Source organism: Gordonia sp. 'Campus' (genome assembly GCF_022206305.1).
GTDB lineage: Bacteria > Actinomycetota > Actinomycetes > Mycobacteriales > Mycobacteriaceae > Gordonia.
In genome coordinates, this window is the sequence record NZ_JAKOIW010000029.1 from 1 (window position 1) to 16067 (window position 16067).

A 16067-nucleotide genomic window follows, 5' to 3' on the forward strand; every position below is an offset into this window, starting at 1 on the left:
CTCCCGGCCCCACCGCCACCGGTCCGACCCGCCAGCGTGACGACCGGCGCGATCCCGGTGACGAACTACGAGGCCTACGAGTCGGCAGCCACCGACGTCAAGAGCACCCACCCTCGATGCGGCATCGACTGGAAGGTCATCGCCGGCATCGGTCGCGTCGAATCCCACCACGCCGACCAGGGCAACGTGACGCCCGACGGTGCGCTGCGCAGTGCGATCTTCGGCCCGCGCCTCGACGGCTCACTCGGGGGCAACGAGGTCATCAACGACACCGACGGCGGTTCGCTCGACGGCGACCCGGTCTACGATCGCGCGGTCGGCCCCATGCAGTTCCTGCCCTCGACGTGGAAGATGTACGCCGCCGACGGCAATCACGACGGGAAGTCCGACCCCCAGAACATCTTCGACGCCGCACTCACCACCGCGAACTACCTCTGCGACGAGAACCTCGATCTGCGCGACTCGTCGTCTCTGGTCACCGCGGTTCTGCGGTACAACAATTCGATGGACTACGTGAACAAGGTCCTCGGATTCGCCCGCGAGTACTGATCGCGCCCACCGCCCCCTGAGGTGCGCAGCGCATAAGCGACCCCCCGACCCCTGAGGTGCGAGGAGCGCAAGCGACGCCCCCACTGCTCCCTGAGGCGCGAGGAGCGCAAGCGACGAGCCTCGAAGGGCCGGCGACTGCCCTACTTCAGCTCTGCGTCAGAAAGGCCTGCAGCGCAGCCGAATACATGGGTACGTCGGCGGCACCCATGAGCTCTCGCGCCGAATGCATCGCGAGTTGTGGCGCACCCACGTCGACGGTCGCCAGTCCGGTGCGCGACGCGGTGATCGGCCCGATCGTCGATCCGCAGGGCAGGTCCGCGCGGTGGACGTAGCGCTGCATCGGCACGCCGGCCGCATCGCACGCCAGCGCGAAGACCGCCTCGCCCATGGCGTCCGATGCGTATCGGAGGTTCTGGTTCACCTTCAGGACCGGCCCGCCGCCGATGGAGATCCGGTGTCCGGGCTCGTGACGCTCGGGATAGTTCGGGTGCGTGGCATGCGCCATGTCGCCCGACAGGCAGATGCTCGCGGCCATGGACCGCAGGAAGTCCGCGCGTGATCCGCCCCGCGCCAGGACGATTCGCTCACAGATCGAACCCAGGAAGTCCGACGCCGCGCCTCGTTCGGAACCGCTGCCGACCTCTTCGTGATCGAACAGCACCAGCATCTTCGTGTGGTTCGACGACCCGGCGTCCAGCAGCGCCCACAGCCCCGCATAGCAGGTGCCCTGATTGTCGAGACGTGGTGCGCTGAGCAGGTTCTCGTCGGCGCCGATGATCGCCGACGGGGCGATGTCGTGGGTCATCAGTTCCCAGCCGAGGAGCGAGTCGGGATCGATCCCCGCGTACTCCGCCACCCAGTCGAGTACAGGCGGTGCGGCGTCGTCCAGACCCCACACACCGTTCACGTGGCGCTGTGGGTCGAGTGCGACGCCCTTGCGGTCCTCGGACAGGTGAATGGCGAGCTGCGGCACGCGAACCACGGGCTCGGTCACGTGCACCAGCGTGTGTGCGACCCGATCCCCGGAGCGATACGCGAGCCGACCGGACAGCCCGAGATCGCGATCGAGCCACGAGTTCAACCAGGCCCCGCCGTACGGCTCGAGTGCGATCATCGCGATACCCGCCGACGACCGATCGGGATGCTGCTTCAGACGCAGGTTGGGACTGTCGGTGTGGCCGCCCACGATCCGGAACGCCGACGACTCCCCGGCCTCCCAAGCGATGATCGATCCGCCACGGATCACGTAACACCGCGCCGAAGTGCCGCCCAGGTCGGCACCGGACCACTCCTGATCCTCGAAAAGCCGCGTGTACCCGGCACTCTCGAGTTCCGCGGCGACCGTCGCGCACACATGGAAGGGCGAGGGCGAGGCGTCGATGAACTGACCCAGCCCGCGTGCGGTCGCGGTGGTCGGCAGTGTCGGGGATGCGGACATCTGTGCTCCGGAGGTGGGGCGCCGCGTACTCACACCGAGGCGAGGACCGAGTCGATCACCGAGTAGAAGAGGCCGAGACCGTCGTCGCTCGGACCGGTGAGCGGCTCGGTGGCGTGCTCGGGGTGCGGCATCAGGCCGACGATCCGCCCGTTCGGGCTGGAGATACCGGCGATCTCGAGGGCCGAGCCGTTGGGGTTGCGCTCCGGGAACCGGAACACGACCAGGCCCTCCCCTTCGAGTTCCTCGAGCTTGCGCTGCGAGGCCACGTAACGACCCTCGCCGGACTTCAACGGGATCAAAATCTCCGCGCCCTGTTCGAACCGGGTCGTCCACGCCGTCGTGTTGGACTCCACACGCAACCACTCGTCACGGCAGATGAAGTGGAGTCCCTCGTTGCGGGTCAGCGCACCGGGCAGCAAGCCGGCCTCGCACAACACCTGGAAACCGTTGCAGATGCCGAGGACCGGCATCCCCTTGCCCGCCGCCTCCACGACCGAACCCATCACCGGGGCGAATCGCGCGATGGCCCCGGCACGGAGGTAATCGCCGTACGAGAAGCCGCCCGGCACGATGATCGCGTCGACTCCCTTGAGGTCGGCGTCGCCGTGCCACAACGACACCGGCTCGGCACCGGCGAGCCGGACCGCGCGTGCGGCGTCGACGTCGTCGAGGGTTCCGGGGAAGGTGATGACCCCGATACGTGCTGTCATGGCTGCCCTCTACTCCGCGACGCGCGAGACGTTGAAGTTCTCGATGACCGTATTGGTCAGGAGTTCCTCGGCGATGCGCTCGAGAGTCGTGTCATCCACCGAATCGTCGACCTCGAGTTCGAATCGCTTGCCCTGACGGACGTCGCCGATACCGCTGAACCCGAGCCGACCCAGGGCACCGACGATGGCCTGGCCCTGCGGGTCGAGAATCTCGGCTTTGGGCATCACGTCGACCACCACTCGCGCCATGGACCGCTCCTCAAATGTCTGCTGGTCGGTTGTCGCCTGATCGGTGATTCCCGATCAGTTCACGCCGGTCAGCTTACCGGGTACGCCAAATCGCCTCAGAGCACGGATTCGATGGCGGCGATGACCGTCGGGTCGGTGGGCTCGGTGCGCGGACGGAAGCGGTTGACGACCTCACCGTCGGCGTTGACGAGAAACTTCTCGAAATTCCACTGGATGTCGCCCGCCTCGCCGTCGGCGTCGGCGTGCCGGGTGAGTTCGGCGTACAGCGGGTGACGATCGTCGCCGTTCACGTCGGTCTTCTCCAGCAGCGGAAACGTCACACCGTAGGTCGCCGAGCAGAAGGTGGCGATCTCCTCGGCGGTGCCGGGCTCCTGACCCATGAACTGGTTGCAGGGCACACCGACGACGGTGAGGCCCTTGTCGCCGTAGGTCTTCGCGAGCTCTTCGAGGCCGGCGTACTGCGGCGTGAGTCCGCACTTGCTGGCGACGTTCACCACGAGAAGCGGTCCGCCGAAGTCGTTCAGCGAGACGTCGGAGCCGTCGAGTCCGGAAACCGGGATGTCCTTGATGTTGGCCATGAACGCAAGATTAGACGGCCGACGCGGGCCCGACGGGAGACGGGCATCACAGCGCTCGTCACCTATGCGCAAGGTCACCCATAATTGCGTTCCTGCAATAGTTGCATCGGGGTTAGCATTTTCGGGTGCCCGGGGAGTGTGAAGTGAGCAGCGGCGCCGAGGAATCGGTGAACGCCGCGTCGTCGGCACTCAACACATTCCTGGACCGGCTCATCGACCTGAGCCGGCCCGAGGCCCTGGAAAGTCTCGCAGCCACGGAGATCACGTTCTCCCAGTTGCGAATCCTCTCCGCGCTCGGTTGTCACACCGGACCGATGTCGGTCAACGCCATCGCCGAACAGGTGCAACTGTCCCTGGCGGCCGCTGGCCGGACGGTGGACAAGCTGGTCTGCGGCGGCCTGGTCGACCGTCGCGAGGATCCGACCGACCGCCGGGTCAAGCGCATCTCCCTCACCGACGGGGGCCGGCGCTACCTGGAGACCCACCTCGCGGTGAAGCACGAGACCGTCCGGCATTTCGTCGCCAACCTGCCGGCCGACATGCGGGACGAGCTCTGCGCCGCACTACGTCCGATCGTCGACGACGCCGTCGACCACTTCTGTCTGCCCGATCGAATAGGAACACCCGAATGACTTCATCCACCGGTGGCCACCTGCACGAAGGCCCACCAGACACCAAGCTGGACCGGCACGTCCTGCTGGTCGCCGGCGTGGTCGTGCTCGGCGCGATCATGTCGATCCTCGACGTCACCGTGGTCGCCGTCGCGCAGAACACCTTCCAGCAGGAGTTCGGCACCGACGCCGCAGGAGCCGCCTGGACGGCGACCGGCTACACACTCGCCCTCGCCGCCGTCATCCCGCTGTCGAGCTGGGCGGCCTCGCGATTCGGCACCAAGCGGGTGTATCTCGTCTCGCTCGTGCTGTTCACGCTCGGTTCGGTCCTGTGTGCTCTCGCCCCGAACATCGGCGCGCTCGTCGCGTTCCGTGTGATCCAGGGTCTCGGCGGCGGCATGCTGATGCCGGTCGGCATGATGATGCTGACCAAGGCCGCCGGCCCGGAACGTGTCGGTTCGGTCATGGCGGTTCTGGGCATCCCGATGCTCCTCGGCCCGATCTCGGGTCCGATCCTGGGCGGCGTGCTCATCGAGCAGCTGAGCTGGCACTGGATCTTCCTGATCAACGTCCCGATCGGCGTGATCGCCCTCGTCTACTCGTGGATCGTCCTGCGTGACGACGCCGAGACCACGCGCCCGTCTTTCGACGTCGTCGGTCTGCTCCTGCTGTCACCCGGCCTCGCGCTGTTCCTGTTCGGCATCTCCTCGAGCGCCGAGCACCGCACCTTCATGTCCGGGACGGTGCTGATCCCGATGATCGTCGGTGCGATCCTGATCGTCGCGTTCATCCTCCATGCACTCCGCAAGAAGAACCCGCTGCTCGATCTGCGGCTGTTCGCCAATCGGACGCTGAGCGTCGCCGTCGTGACGATGGTGCTGTTCATGGTCGCCTTCTTCGGTGCCGCACTGTTGTTCCCGCAGTACTTCATCGGCGTGCGTGGCGAGTCCACCTTGGCCGCGGGCCTGCTCCTCGCCCCACAGGGCATCGGCGCGATGGTGACGATGCCGATCGCGGGACGACTCACCGACAAGATGGGTCCGGGCAAGTTCGTACTGGTGGGCATCGTCCTGATCGTGCTGGGACTCAGCACGTTCATGTTCCTCGGCGCCGACACCTCCTACTGGCTGATCTGCGGTTCGCTGTTCGTCCAGGGCCTCGGTATGGGTATGACGATGATGCCGATCATGTCCTCGGCGCTGGCCACCCTCAGCAACAAGCAGGTGCCCGACGGATCGACGCTGCTCAACGTGATCCAGCAGTCGGCGACGTCGATCGGCACCGCGGTGATCTCGGTGATCCTGGCCGCCAGCCTGGCGAGCAAGCCAGAGGCCGGTCTCGCGATCATGGCGAACACCTCCGACGCACCGCTGCCCCCGGGCGTGCCGAATCCGCTGCCGGAGTCGTTCTTCGAGACCGCTGCCGACGTGTTCTCCAACACGTTCACCATCTCGGTGGTGCTGATCGTCCTGACGTTGATCCCGGCGTTCTTCCTGCCCCGCAAGAAGATCGCGTCGCCGCTCACCGAAGAGGACATGGACCGCGGTCCGATCATGATGCACTGACGCCAGTCAGAACTGGCACCACGAATGCACAGAGCCCCGCCGGCATCGCGCCGGCGGGGCTCTGTGCGGTTCTGTCGAACAATGGGGTCAGTCGTCGAGCGCGCCCGACTGCTGGAGGATCCACGCGAGCTCGAAGGCGACCTCTTCCCACTGCTTGTATCGGCCGCTGACGCCGCCGTGTCCCGCCGACATCTCGGTCTTGAGCAGGATCGGGTTTCCCGACGTCGACTTGTCCTGAAGCCGCGCAACCCATTTCGCGGCCTCGGTGAACAGCACCCGGGTGTCGTTCAGTGAGGTCAGCGCGAGGATGGGCGGATACGGCTTCGCCTCGACGTTCTCGTAGGGCGTGTAGGTCTTCATGTACTCGTAGACCTTCGGATCGTGGAGCGGGTCGCCCCACTCGTCCCACTCGATGACGGTGAGCGGCAACGACGGATCGAGGATCGAGTTCAGCGCGTCGACGAACGGAACCGACGCGAGGATGCCGTTGAACAGCTCCGGGGCCAGATTGGCCACCGCGCCGACGAGCAGTCCGCCGGCCGAACCACCTTCGGCGACCATCTGCTGCGGTGTCGTCCACCCGGCTTCGACGAGATGGCGACCGGCTGCGACGAAGTCGGTGAAGGTGTTCTTCTTGCTGAGTTCCTTGCCGTTCTCGTACCAGTACCGGCCCATCTCACCGCCGCCGCGGATGTGGGCGAGGACGAAGACCATGCCCCGGTCGAGCATCGACAACCGGGCCACCGAGAAATACGGATCGATGCTCGCCTCGTAGGAGCCGTAACCGTAGAGCAGGAGTGGGGCCGGCCTGGACGCGTCGGTCTCCTTGCGCCGCAACACCGACAGCGGGATGCGGGTGCCGTCGTCGGCGACCGCCCATTCGCGGGACTGCACGTAATCGGCCGGGTCGTAACCACCGAGGACCGGTTGACGCTTGAGGAGTGTGCGCTCACCGGTGGCGACGTCGAGCTCGAACAACTCGGCCGGCTCGATGAAGCTTCCGTACCCGATCCGGAGTTTCGGAGCACTCCACTCCGGGTTGGCCGCGAGACCCGCCGAACTCAACTCCTGGTCGAAGGCGACCTCGGCGAAGTCCGACTCCGACGGCATGCCGTCGATGTCCCGCAGGTCGGCGATCGCCAGACGCGGCAACGCATCCCGTCGGTACGACAGCACGAGGTAGTCGGCGAAGGCGTCGAGGTCCTCGATGCGTCGCTGCGGGTCGTGTGCGATGAGTTCCCGGCGGGCGGAGGGGTCGTCGACGGGTGCGAGGTCGATGGCGAAGTTCTCCGCCTTCTGCCCGTCGCGGACATCGTTGTGGACGATGACGAGGTAATCGTCACCCCCGATGACCGCATGCTCGACGCTGTACTCCACACCGTCGACACGTGGTGCGACACTCACGAATTCACCGGTCGGATCGTCGGCGGGGAGCAGGTAGCTCTCCGAGGTGATCTTCGATCCGACCCCGATGACGAGATACTTGTCGCTGCGCGTGGTGCCCATGCCGACCCAGAACCGCTCGTCGGGCTCGTGGAAGACCTTCACGTCGTCGGTCCCGGCACCGATGTCGTGGCGCCACACCGTGTCCGGACGCCACGCGGCATCGACCGTCGAGTAGAAGACGTGTCGGGCATCGGCCGACCACACCGCACTCCCCGAGGTGTCGGCGACCTCGTCGGGCAGAAGGTCACCGGTGCGAAGATCCTTGATGCGCAGCGTGTATCGCTCGTCCCCGACGACGTCGGTGCTGTAGGCGAGCCAGTTCCCGTCGTCGCTGACGGTCAACGCGCCCAGACTGAAGAAGTCGTGCCCCTCCGCCTCCACGTTGGCGTCGAGCAGGATCTCCTCGCCGGGAAGCGGATCGTCGCCGACCTCCGGGGGTACCCAGTCGTCGTCGGAGCGAATGGGGCACCGGCAGGACGTCGCATACTGCTTGCCCTCGTGGGTGCGACCGTAGTACCAGAACCGCCCGCGCCGGTTGGGCACCGACATGTCGGTTTCCTTGGTGCGGCTCTTGATCTCGGTGAAGATCTGGGAGCGCAGATCGGCCAGCTGCTCTGTGTGCGCTTCGGTGAACGCGTTCTGCGCCTCGAGGTAGGCGATCACCTCGGGATCGTCCTTGTCGCGCAACCACTCGTAATCGTCGACGAAGGTGTCGCCGTGGTGGATGCGCTCGGTGGGAACCTTCTTGGCCACCGGCGGGGTCACCTCGCGGACGCTGGCATCGTTCTTCTCGTCGGTCACGAGACCACCTCCGCATCGGGCCAGTCGGCAAAGGACTTCTGCGAGATCCACTCGTAGGCATCGATATAGCGCTGCCGCGTGCGGTCCACGACGTCGTCGGGCAACTCCGGCGGCGCCTCGTCCGACGCTCTGTCCCAACCGGATTCGGCGCTCGTGAGCCAGTTCCGCACGATCTGCTTGTCGAAGCTCGGCTGCACCTTGCCCGCCTCGTAGGTGGCGGACTCCCAGTAGCGAGACGAGTCGGGGGTGAGCACCTCGTCGGCGAGAACGAGATCGCCGTCGGGTCCGCGACCGAACTCGAACTTCGTGTCGGCGAGGATGATTCCGCGTTCGGCTGCGACCGCCGCGCCGCGCCCGTAGATGTCGAGGGTCGCCGCGCGCAGAGCCTGCGCCAACTCCTCCCCTTCCTGCTCGACGACCCGCTCGAAGCTGATGTTCTCGTCGTGCTCGCCCTGGGCGGCCTTGGTCGCGGGCGTGAAGATGGGCTCGGGGAGTCTGCTCGCCTCCGTCAGTCCCGCCGGGAGCTCGACACCGCACACGGCGCCGGTGGCCTCGTAGTCGAGCAGACCCGAGCCGGTCAGGTAGCCACGGGCGACACACTCGACCTGCACCATCGGCAGTCTGCGCACCACCATCGACCGCCCGACGACGCGAGCCGGGATCCGCTCGTCGTCCGGGCCACCCGCGAGGTGGTTGGGCACACCGAGCTCGTCGAACCAGAAGAAGCTCATCGCCGTGAGGATGCGTCCCTTGTCGGGGATCGCGGGACTCAGGACGTGGTCGTAGGCGGAGATCCGGTCGGACGCCACCAACAGCAGGGTGTCGGCGTCGATCTCGTAGATCTCGCGGACCTTCCCCGACGCCAGATGGCGGTAGGACTGCAGTTCAGGACGCATGGACTCGACCCTAGAGGGTGGGGCGCACCCGCGGGGCGGCAGGGACCTTCCGCCGGTGCGCGTCGGCGGGCCCCTCTGACATCCTGGACCGATGGACGCGTCGCCCCACATCACCATCACCTACTGCACCCAGTGCAACTGGCTGCTGCGGGCGTCGTGGATGGCATCGGAGCTGCTGAACACCTTCGGTACCGATCTCGGCTCGGTCACCCTCGTCCCCGGCACCGGCGGGGTGTTCGTCATCGACGTGGACGGGACGCGGATCTGGGATCGAAAGAGCGACGGCGGGTTCCCCGGCGCCGCCGAACTCAAGCGACGCGTTCGCGACACCGCGCTTCCGGACTGGAATCTCGGCCACTCCGACGCCGCCGCCCCCGAGTGACCCTCACTCGACAGGTGCGCTACCTGACACCGATCAGCGCTAGCTAGAACTAGCGCACGTGGCACCGAAGTAGCGCTTCTGCGGAGACCCATTCACTGCGTCGCCCGCTCCCCCCGCGCACACCTCAGCGAACAGGGGCACGGCCCTTAGAGAATCGGCGCCGGGGCGTAACCGGCGGCGTCGGGGTACTGCCCGATGATCTTCTCCGCGGCCGCGATGACGTCGGCGACCTGTTGCTCGGCCGCTCCCACGAAGGCGGTCTTGTCGGCGAGCAGTGCGTCGAGCTGCGCACGGTCGAGCGGGAGACGCTCGTCGGCGGCGAGGCGGTCCAACAGGTCGGGTTCGCGACCCTCTTCGCGCATCGCCAGAGCAACCGCGACGGCGTTCTCCTTGATCGCCTCGTGGGCGGTCTCGCGCCCGACCCCCGCGCGCACCGCGGCCATGAGGACTTTGGTGGTCGCCAGGAACGGCAGGTAGCGGTCGAGCTCGTTGGCGATCACCGCGGGGTAGGCGCCGAACTCGTCGAGGACCGTCAGGAAGGTCTCCATGAGTCCGTCGATCGCGAAGAACGCGTCGGGGAGCGCGACCCGACGCACCACCGAACAGAACACGTCGCCCTCGTTCCACTGGGCGCCGGCCAACTCGGCGGCCATCGACCCGTAGCCGCGCAGGACCACGGCGAGTCCGTTGACGCGCTCGCAGCTGCGGGTGTTCATCTTGTGCGGCATCGCCGAGCTGCCGACCTGGCCGGGCTGGAAGCCCTCGGTCACCAGTTCGTGACCGGCCATGAGCCGGATGGTGTGCGCCAGCGAGGACGGCGCGGCAGCGATCTGCACCAGGGCCGAGACGACGTCGTGATCGAGCGACCGCGGGTAGATCTGGCCCACCGAGGTGAAGGAGCGGGCGAATCCGAGGTGGTCGGCGACGCGCGACTCGAGATCGGCGAGCTTGACGGCATCGCCGCCGAGCAGGTCGAGCATGTCCTGCGAGGTCCCCATCGGTCCCTTGATCCCACGCAGCGGGTAGCGGTCGATGAGGTCGCGCAACCGGGTGAGCGCGATCATGAGTTCGTCGGCCGCCGAGGCGAATCGCTTGCCCAGGGTGGTGGCCTGGGCCGCGACGTTGTGGCTGCGGCCGGCCATCACGACCGACGAGTAGTCGGCGGCGCGGGCGACGATGCGAGCCAGCACCGCGACACCGTGGGCGTGGACATGCTCGAGCGATCGCAGGATCTGCAGCTGCTCCACGTTCTCGGTGAGATCGCGGCTGGTCATGCCCTTGTGGATCTGCTCATGGCCGGCGAGGGCGTTGAACTCCTCGATGCGCGCCTTCACGTCGTGGCGGGTGACCCGTTCGCGGTCGGCGATCGAGGCGAGGTCGACCTGCCCGACCACGCGCTCGTAGTCGGCGATGGCGTCGGCCGGGACGTCGATGCCGAGGTCCCGCTGGGCCTTGAGCACCGCGATCCACAGTTGCCGTTCGAGTTCGATCTTGGTGCTCGCCGACCACAGCTCGGTGAGCTCGGCGGAGGCATAGCGGCTGGCCAGGACGTTGGCAATGGCAGGCTTCGACACCCGCCCAGTGTAGGTGGCCGCCGATCAGATCCTCAAAAACCGCCGCAGGGACCCGAGCCCGGCCACGGGATGGGTCAGAACGCCACGCAGGTGCCGTTGGAGCCGTAGCCCTGGCGGACGCGGACGAACGTCGGCTGCGAGACCTTGCCGTTCTGCACCGCGTACAGATACTTGTCACCGATGCGATGGGGCACCCAGGTGGTCGACGCCAGCGCGCCCTGCGGTAGGTCCCGTCCGACCAACCGCGGCGGAACACCGGCCCTGACCTCGTAGAACTCGACCCAGCCCGACGAATTGACCGGCATCGTGAGCGGATACGTGCACCCGGTGCCGTAGACGGCCGACGAGAACGCCGCGGACGCGTCGACACGGCCGGCCGGAGCCGCCTGCGCCGACGGTGCGAGCGCCGTCCCGACGAGACCCAGCGCGGCCAGAACCGGTACGACGAGAGCCGCGACGAACCCGGCCCGCGGTCGTCGTCGACGAGGCCTTGATCCCCCGCGACCGCGCTGCGCCATCGACACGCGATCCACGATTTCTCTCTCCGCCGACATCCGATCCCCCGACATCCGAAACCTCCCGCCGAATGGTGACCTGAGGCCCCATCGTGTCATCGGCCGTCGCCTCGTGCGGCCCTTTCGGGAGCTTTCCGGGGCGGGCGGCCGCGAGCCCGTCACTCCCGTGGCGCCAGGACGTCGACGACGTCGAGCAGGGCGTCGCGCACCGCGTCGACGGGCCGGACCGCCGTCTGCCCCAGCGCACCGACGATGGCACCGTCCTCGATGCCGATCAGCTGGGCGATGTGGACGGGGTCGGCCACGCGATGCGACTTGACGAGCACCTCGCAATGGTGAAGCGCGAGCGACTGTCCGCGGACCGCGACGACCTCGCGCAGACGCGGATAGCGGGCGGCGAGGGCGATCATCTCGTATCGCGCGGACAGCTGCTGGATCGTCGTGTCCGATCCCACGAAGACGTCCGCCAGCGCGCTCGCGGTGGCGCTGCTGCCACGGTGTCGACGCGGAAGAGCGTTGCAGCGCGCGGCGACTGCGATCTCGTCGTGGCTGCACAGGTTGGCGGCGGCCTCGGCCATCAGGTCGTCGAGCGAGCCGAAGTAATAGGTCGTCGACGCCAGCGGGAGCTGTGCACGTTCGGCGACCGCGCGATGGCGCACGGCATCGAAGCCGCCTTCGAGCAGCAGTTCACCGGCGGCCTCGATCAACCGAGACCGCCGACGCGCACCCTTGGGTGTCGCCGCCGACGTCATCATGCGTTCATGCTGCCAAAGGGCCGGTACCGCCGTATTGCTTTTACCAAAGCAGCGCGCGCGCAGTCGCATTCCCGTATAAGAACGTGCAATCCTCGGCGGGATCGCGATCCGATCGCGAACGTCAGTCGGACGTCGGACACGGGGTTTGGCCCGCCCCGCCCGCGGTTACCGTGAGCCCATGCAGTTCGACGGCCTCCACGCTGTCGCCGATTACTCGGCGCTCTACACCTGCCTGCGGCAGGTCGCGTTCGCCGACTTTCTCCGCGAACGCCTCGGCACGTTCGCCGTACGGTGCGACCCGACCGAGCGAACGGTCGACTTCACCTCCCTCGACGCCACCGGCCCGGCCGGGCGTCGCGTGGTGCGGTCGCGCGCCACCCTCATCGCGGTGATCGAACCCGCGGCGATCGTGTGGGGCTGGGCTCATCCCCGAGGGGATCCGTCCGGACCCGCATCCGCCTTGCGGGAGGCGGGCGCCCGGTTCGGTATCGACGACTTCGCCGTCCCGCGAATAGAGTTGCCGCCGAAGCTGTCTCGCGACGAAGCCGCGGACCGGCGCACCGAGGCCGTCGACGTCGTCGCCGCAGCGGCGGTCGAGAGCACCGGCATCAGCCCCTACTGCACGGCGCGCCTCGACGACGGGGAGAACAGGGTCGACGGCAAAGGCAGGGTCGACGGGGACACCGGTCAGGGCGGCGACCTCGCGGTGTTCCTGCTCGACGACATAACCCTCCCCGAGCCGAGCTTCGCCGACTTCGCGACCCGGATGCCGTCGATGATGAGATCACTTGCCGTCAACGATCATCGGGTCGCAATCCACGGCATGGCGGCGCGCCAGGGCTGGCACATCAATTGGCGCGCCGGTACCGACGGCGGGCGGTCCCCGATCTGCGACGTCACCGACGGTGTCTCCGTCGCGCACGTCGAGTTCGACCGTCGTGCCCGCCCCGTCGACTTCAGCTGCGACCTCGCGGGGCGGTCCTGACCGACCGCCGGCGACACATTCCGCATGCGACCATCGTCAGATGCCGACCGCCGACCGCGACATCCCTCTCCTCTCCCGGGCGATCGAGCTCGCCGCACAGGCCCGCGCCCGGGGTGACCATCCGTTCGGGTCGTTGGTGGCCGCGCCGGACGGCACCGTGGTCGCGGAGGGACGCAACTCGGTCGACACCGATCGAGACCCCACCGGCCATGCCGAGACCAACGCGGTCCGGGCCGTCGGCCACCTGGACCCGGCCGAATTGTCCGCGTACACGCTGTACACCAGCACCGAACCCTGTGCGATGTGCGCCGGCGCGATCTACTGGGCGGGCATCGGAACCGTGGTGTACGCACTCGGTGAGGACGAGTTGCGGTCGATGACCGGCGACGACCCGGCCAACCCCACGCTCGCGGTGCCCTGCCGTCAGATCTTCGCCGCAGGCACCCGGGACATCGCCGTGCGCGGTCCGTACCCGCTCGACACGGCGCGCGAGGTCCACGCCGGGTTCTGGCACCCCGGCTCCTAGGGCGGCCCACCGTCGTCGAGTTCACCGATGCGCGTCTCGCGCAGCGCATCGACACTGCGCTCGGTGTCCCCCGAACAGACCCCATCAAGGGCGAGAATGAGACGGATCTCTCAGGTGCGGGCGCGCCCGCGGGCGTGACGTTGCCACGAGGCGGGGGTCGACGATTACCCTGTTGACTCGATGACCGACGTGCCACTCCACCCCCGCGACACCGACGAGCGCACCGCTGCCCGATCCGGGCACCACGCTGCTACCCGCGTCGGGCGTCGCGCCGTGCTCGCAGCCGGTCTGGGTGCGGCGACGCTCGGGGTCGCGGCGTGCGCCGACTCTGCTCCGCCGACCTCGGTGCAGGCACGCAACATCGAGGGCCGCGCGGACGACGAACTGCCCGTCGAAGCGTCTCCCCCGCCCGTCACGGGTGGCCCACCGCTGGTCACCGGGAGCTTCCGTTCCGCGCGGATGGGCGGGCGCGACACCCGGTGGGCCGTCGCCCGGCCGAACGGGGTGACCGGCAGACTGCCCGTCGTCGTGGTGCTGCACGCGCTGAACACCAACGAGAAGTCGATCTTCGGGCCGAAGCTCGAGATGCAGACGGTGATGCAGCAGTACGTCGACGCCGGGAATGCGCCGTTCGCGCTCGCTGCCGCCGACATCGGCCGCAACTACTACCACCGACGCACCGACGGCACCGACGGCGGTGCGATGGTTCTCGACGAGTTCCTGCCGATGCTCGCGAGCGATCCCGACCTGAATCTGTCGACAGACCGGATCGGGTTGTTCGGATGGTCGATGGGCGGATACGGCGCCCTGCGGCTCGCGGCGATGCTGGGGTCCCCGCGCGTCGCGGCGGTGGCGGTGAGCTCGCCCGCGATGTGGGCCGACCCGCGCAACTTCCCGCCGCGCGCCTTCGACAGCCTCGCCGACTACCAGGCCAACTCACTGTTCGGTGCCCAACCCAAGTTCGCGAAGATCCCGCTCCTGATCAACATCGGTTCGAGCGACCAGTTCTACACCTACACCCGCCAGTGGGCGGCCGGCCTGCGTCCCCCGGCTGCCTTCGGCACCGCGGCGGGCGGTCACACCAACCGGTACTGGCGCAGCGTCCTGCCGGAGCAGGTCGAGTTCCTCGGCCGCAATCTCGCCGTCTGACCACACCCTCGCTCACCGAATCCGTTCCCGCTCAATCGATTTCGGTGAGCGGGAACGGATCATGTGAGTGAATCAGATGCTGATTCGACCCTCGAGCGCATTTCGGCCGATGTCGGTGCGGAAGTGCGAGCCGGGGAGTTTGATCTTCTCGATGCGCGCGTAGGCCTGTTCGCGGGCCTCGGCGAGGTCGTCACCCGTACCGACCACGGCGAGCACACGTCCGCCGGCCGAGACGATCGCACCGTCGGCGTTGCGTGCGGTCCCGGCGTGCAGCACGCCGGCGGCCTCGGCACCGGTGATGACGTCGCCGGTGCGCGGTTTGCCGGGGTAGTACTCGGCGGCCACCACGACCGTGACCGCGGCACCCTCTCGCCATTCGAGTGGCGGCAGGTCGGCGAGAGTGCCGGTCGCCGTGGCGTGCAACGCCCGGCCGAGCGGCGACTCGAGCAGGGCCAGCACCGCCTGGGTCTCGGGATCGCCGAAGCGACAGTTGAATTCGACGACGGCCGGTCCGTCCTGCCCGATCGCCAGACCGGCATACAGCAGCCCGGAGAACGGAATCCCGCGTCGAACCATTTCGGCGGCAACGGGTTTGACGACCTCGTCGACGATGCGCGCGGTCATCTCGGCCGGCAGCCAGGGCAGCGGGGTATAGGCACCCATGCCGCCGGTGTTGGGGCCGGCGTCGTTGTCGCCGACGCGTTTGTGATCCTGCGCGGGCAGCAGCGGCACCACGGTCTCACCGTCGACGAGACAGAACAGCGACACCTCCGGCCCGTCCAGGAAGCTCTCCAGCAGGACGGGGTGGCCGCTCTCGAGACATTCGGCGGCGTGGTCGCGGGCGGCGTCACGATCGGTCGTCACCACCACACCCTTGCCCGCCGCGAGGCCGTCGTCCTTGACCACCCAGGTGGGACCGAAACGGTCGAGCGCGGCATCGAGACGACCCGGGTTGTCGACGACCTCGGCATGCGCGGTCCGCACACCCGCCGCGTTCATCACGTCCTTGGCGAAGGCCTTGGACCCCTCGATCTGTGCGGCCGCCGCACTCGGGCCGAAGGTCGCGATCCCCGCGGCGCGCAGGGCATCGGCGACCCCGACCACCAACGGCACCTCGGGCCCGATGACGACGAGATCGGCGCCGACCTTCTGCGCGAGCGCCACGACCTCGTCGCTCGACACGGCGTCGACGGCGTGGTTGGTGGCGATCGCCGCGGTGCCGGCGTTACCGGGGGCGACGTGCAGATCGGTGACCGACGGGTCGTTCCGGAGGCCGATGAGAAGGGCATGTTCGCGGCCGCCCGAGCCGATCACGAGTACGCGCACGCCCATGACTCT

The 16067-nt window shown here is 68.0% G+C and carries 17 protein-coding genes; 7 read left to right on the plus strand and 10 right to left on the minus strand.

Features of this window, described 5'->3' with window-relative positions; all coding sequences use genetic code 11:
* Nucleotides 1-549: lytic transglycosylase domain-containing protein (locus MAY35_RS21530; RefSeq protein WP_238423325.1), on the plus strand; the 549-nt coding region annotated here is incomplete at its 5' end.
* Between the two features lie 145 nt (nucleotides 550-694).
* On the opposite strand, the gene MAY35_RS21535 is transcribed toward MAY35_RS21530, so the two are convergent.
* The 4 genes from MAY35_RS21535 to MAY35_RS21550 form a co-directional block, all read right to left on the minus strand.
* Complete coding sequence (locus tag MAY35_RS21535; protein WP_238423326.1) at nucleotides 695-1987, minus strand: M18 family aminopeptidase; 1293 nt, start codon at nucleotides 1985-1987, stop codon at nucleotides 695-697.
* Between the two features lie 29 nt (nucleotides 1988-2016).
* Nucleotides 2017-2697 (minus strand): phosphoribosylformylglycinamidine synthase subunit PurQ, encoded by a 681-nt coding sequence (purQ, locus tag MAY35_RS21540; protein WP_238423327.1) that lies wholly within the window; start codon nucleotides 2695-2697, stop codon nucleotides 2017-2019.
* Between the two features lie 9 nt (nucleotides 2698-2706).
* Nucleotides 2707-2946, minus strand: coding sequence for a phosphoribosylformylglycinamidine synthase subunit PurS (gene purS, locus MAY35_RS21545; protein WP_004020746.1), 240 nt, complete (start codon nucleotides 2944-2946; stop codon nucleotides 2707-2709).
* A 95-nt stretch (nucleotides 2947-3041) separates the two neighbouring features.
* Complete coding sequence (locus MAY35_RS21550; protein ID WP_238423328.1) at nucleotides 3042-3524, minus strand: glutathione peroxidase; 483 nt, start codon at nucleotides 3522-3524, stop codon at nucleotides 3042-3044.
* A 125-nt stretch (nucleotides 3525-3649) separates the two neighbouring features.
* Between MAY35_RS21550 and MAY35_RS21555 the strand changes: the two genes are divergently transcribed.
* Both MAY35_RS21555 and MAY35_RS21560 read left to right on the plus strand, forming a co-directional pair.
* Nucleotides 3650-4156 (plus strand): MarR family winged helix-turn-helix transcriptional regulator, encoded by a 507-nt coding sequence (locus MAY35_RS21555; RefSeq protein WP_374237997.1) that lies wholly within the window; start codon nucleotides 3650-3652, stop codon nucleotides 4154-4156.
* The gene (locus MAY35_RS21560) at nucleotides 4153-5700 is read left to right on the plus strand and encodes a DHA2 family efflux MFS transporter permease subunit (protein WP_238423330.1); all 1548 of its coding nucleotides are present in this window, start codon (nucleotides 4153-4155) and stop codon (nucleotides 5698-5700) included. Before MAY35_RS21555 ends, MAY35_RS21560 begins: the two co-directional genes overlap by 4 nt.
* A gap of 87 nt (nucleotides 5701-5787) precedes the next feature.
* On the opposite strand, the gene MAY35_RS21565 is transcribed toward MAY35_RS21560, so the two are convergent.
* Both MAY35_RS21565 and MAY35_RS21570 read right to left on the minus strand, forming a co-directional pair.
* Nucleotides 5788-7947 (minus strand): S9 family peptidase, encoded by a 2160-nt coding sequence (locus MAY35_RS21565; protein ID WP_238423331.1) that lies wholly within the window; start codon nucleotides 7945-7947, stop codon nucleotides 5788-5790.
* Nucleotides 7944-8843 (minus strand): phosphoribosylaminoimidazolesuccinocarboxamide synthase, encoded by a 900-nt coding sequence (locus tag MAY35_RS21570; protein ID WP_238423332.1) that lies wholly within the window; start codon nucleotides 8841-8843, stop codon nucleotides 7944-7946. Before MAY35_RS21570 ends, MAY35_RS21565 begins: the two co-directional genes overlap by 4 nt.
* 91 nt (nucleotides 8844-8934) lie before the next feature.
* Between MAY35_RS21570 and MAY35_RS21575 the strand changes: the two genes are divergently transcribed.
* Nucleotides 8935-9225 carry a SelT/SelW/SelH family protein gene (locus MAY35_RS21575; RefSeq protein ID WP_238423333.1) on the plus strand — a complete coding sequence of 97 codons (291 nt, stop codon included), beginning with the start codon at nucleotides 8935-8937 and terminating at the stop codon, nucleotides 9223-9225.
* A 146-nt stretch (nucleotides 9226-9371) separates the two neighbouring features.
* Here MAY35_RS21575 and purB read toward each other — a convergent pair whose 3' ends face one another.
* From purB to MAY35_RS21590, 3 genes are all read right to left on the minus strand, one after another.
* Nucleotides 9372-10799 carry an adenylosuccinate lyase gene (purB, locus tag MAY35_RS21580; protein ID WP_238423334.1) on the minus strand — a complete coding sequence of 476 codons (1428 nt, stop codon included), beginning with the start codon at nucleotides 10797-10799 and terminating at the stop codon, nucleotides 9372-9374.
* A 74-nt stretch (nucleotides 10800-10873) separates the two neighbouring features.
* Nucleotides 10874-11317 carry a hypothetical protein gene (locus MAY35_RS21585; RefSeq protein WP_245404377.1) on the minus strand — a complete coding sequence of 148 codons (444 nt, stop codon included), beginning with the start codon at nucleotides 11315-11317 and terminating at the stop codon, nucleotides 10874-10876.
* Between the two features lie 155 nt (nucleotides 11318-11472).
* A complete protein-coding gene (locus MAY35_RS21590) occupies nucleotides 11473-12066 on the minus strand; it encodes a TetR/AcrR family transcriptional regulator (RefSeq protein WP_238423359.1) in 594 nt (197 codons plus the stop codon).
* A 181-nt stretch (nucleotides 12067-12247) separates the two neighbouring features.
* Here MAY35_RS21590 and MAY35_RS21595 point away from each other — a divergent pair, with 181 nt between their 5' ends.
* The 3 genes from MAY35_RS21595 to MAY35_RS21605 all read left to right on the plus strand — a co-directional run bounded on the left by MAY35_RS21595 (nucleotide 12248) and on the right by MAY35_RS21605 (nucleotide 14729).
* The gene (locus MAY35_RS21595; RefSeq protein ID WP_238423336.1) at nucleotides 12248-13054 is read left to right on the plus strand and encodes a DUF6882 domain-containing protein; all 807 of its coding nucleotides are present in this window, start codon (nucleotides 12248-12250) and stop codon (nucleotides 13052-13054) included.
* A 40-nt stretch (nucleotides 13055-13094) separates the two neighbouring features.
* Nucleotides 13095-13580, plus strand: a complete 486-nt coding sequence (locus tag MAY35_RS21600) for a nucleoside deaminase (RefSeq protein WP_238423337.1) — start codon at nucleotides 13095-13097, stop codon at nucleotides 13578-13580.
* A gap of 180 nt (nucleotides 13581-13760) precedes the next feature.
* On the plus strand, nucleotides 13761-14729 hold the full coding sequence (locus MAY35_RS21605; protein ID WP_238423338.1) for an alpha/beta hydrolase family protein: 969 nt from the start codon (nucleotides 13761-13763) through the stop codon (nucleotides 14727-14729).
* 72 nt (nucleotides 14730-14801) lie between these two features.
* Here MAY35_RS21605 and purD read toward each other — a convergent pair whose 3' ends face one another.
* On the minus strand, nucleotides 14802-16055 hold the full coding sequence (gene purD / locus MAY35_RS21610) for a phosphoribosylamine--glycine ligase (protein WP_238423339.1): 1254 nt from the start codon (nucleotides 16053-16055) through the stop codon (nucleotides 14802-14804).
* Between the last annotated feature and the right edge of the window lie 12 nt (nucleotides 16056-16067).